The sequence below is a fragment of the Microbispora sp. CL1-1 genome (assembly GCF_012034195.1).
Lineage (GTDB): Bacteria > Actinomycetota > Actinomycetes > Streptosporangiales > Streptosporangiaceae > Microbispora.
In genome coordinates this window covers 1-1,363 of record NZ_JAATEK010000130.1, presented here as the reverse complement: position 1 = coordinate 1,363, position 1,363 = coordinate 1, and the positions used below count along the sequence as shown (strand labels likewise).

Sequence of the window (1,363 nt, the reverse complement as noted above, 5' to 3'; positions counted from 1 at the left end):
CAGGGCCCAAGCGTTCTCGGCTGGTGAGATGGGCGCAGCCCTGGGACGGACGGGTAGTTGAGGGCGCCCCGGTGCGGAGATGACAAACGCGACCCCTCATGATCGTCGGTGTCTAGCCAGTCGATCAAGAACAGGGGTCGCGTTCGCGTGCCATCATCCCCGATCGACGTGCTCTCCCGCCACCTGGAGCGCGTCACCATCTGCGATCCGCTGTCCGACCTGCCCACCCTTGCCGAGGTGCTGGATGCCATACCGGACCCTCGCAGCCGCCGCGGGCGCCGCTACCGACTCGGCCCGCTGCTCGCGTTAGCCCTGCTCGCCGTGCTCGGCGGAGCGACTTCCCTGGCGAAGATCACCCGGTTCATCGCCGGATACGATCCCGAGCTACGCGCCCGGATCGGTCTCCCGGGCCCCGTACGGCTGGCCGCCTCCACCCTGGGACGGCTGCTGGCCCGCCTGGACGGCGACGACTTCGACGCTGCGACCTGCGCCTACCTGGCCAGGCTGGCCGCCGCGCCACCAGCGACCGGCACGAACGGCACGAACGGCACGAACGGCAGAACAGCGCTACTCGGCCTGGCCGTGGACGGCAAAACCCTGCGCGGCAGCCGCACCGGCGACCGTGTGACCCACCTGCTGGCCGCCACCCGCCACGACACCCAGACGGTGATGGCTCAAGCCCAGGTCGCAGCCAAAAGCAACGAGATCCCCGCGTTCACGCCCCTGCTGTCCGGGCTCGACCTCACCAGCGTGGTCATCACCGCCGACGCCCTGCACACCCAGCACGAGCACGCCAGGCAGATCGTCGCGGCCGGAGGGCACTACGTGTTCATCGTCAAGGGCAACCAGCCCACCCTGCTGCGCCGGCTCAAGGCCCTGCCCTGGCGCGAGGCCATCCTCAACGACCGCACCGACGAGACCCGGCACGGACGCCGCGAGATCCGCCGCATGAAGATCTGCACCGTCCGCCCAGGCCTGCCCTTCCCCCACGCCGCCCAGGCCATCCAGGTCAAACGACGCCGCACCAACAACGCCACCGGGAAGACCACCATCGTCACCATCTACGCCATCACCAGCCTGCACCCCGGCCAGATCACCCATGCCCACCTCGCCGGACTGATCCGCGGCCACTGGAGCATCGAAGCCCTGCACCACATCCGCGACGTCACCTACCGCGAAGACGCCTGCACGATGAGGACCGGGGCCGCACCCCGGATCATGGCGAGCCTCCGCAATCTGGCCATCGGCCTGGCCCGCCTGATCGGCTGGACCAACATCGCCGCCGCCACCGACCACTACCGCAGCCACCCCACCGATGCACTTCAGCTACTCGGTCTCACAACCTGAGAACGCTTCAGCCCTG

Annotated in this window: 1 protein-coding gene; it reads left to right on the top strand. The window is 69.3% G+C overall.

Annotated features, from left to right (window positions below):
- Positions 1-147 precede the first annotated feature (147 nt).
- Positions 148-1,347, top strand: a complete 1,200-nt coding sequence (locus HCK04_RS40255; RefSeq protein ID WP_168066700.1) for an ISAs1 family transposase — start codon at positions 148-150, stop codon at positions 1,345-1,347.
- The last annotated feature ends 16 nt before the right edge of the window (positions 1,348-1,363 follow it).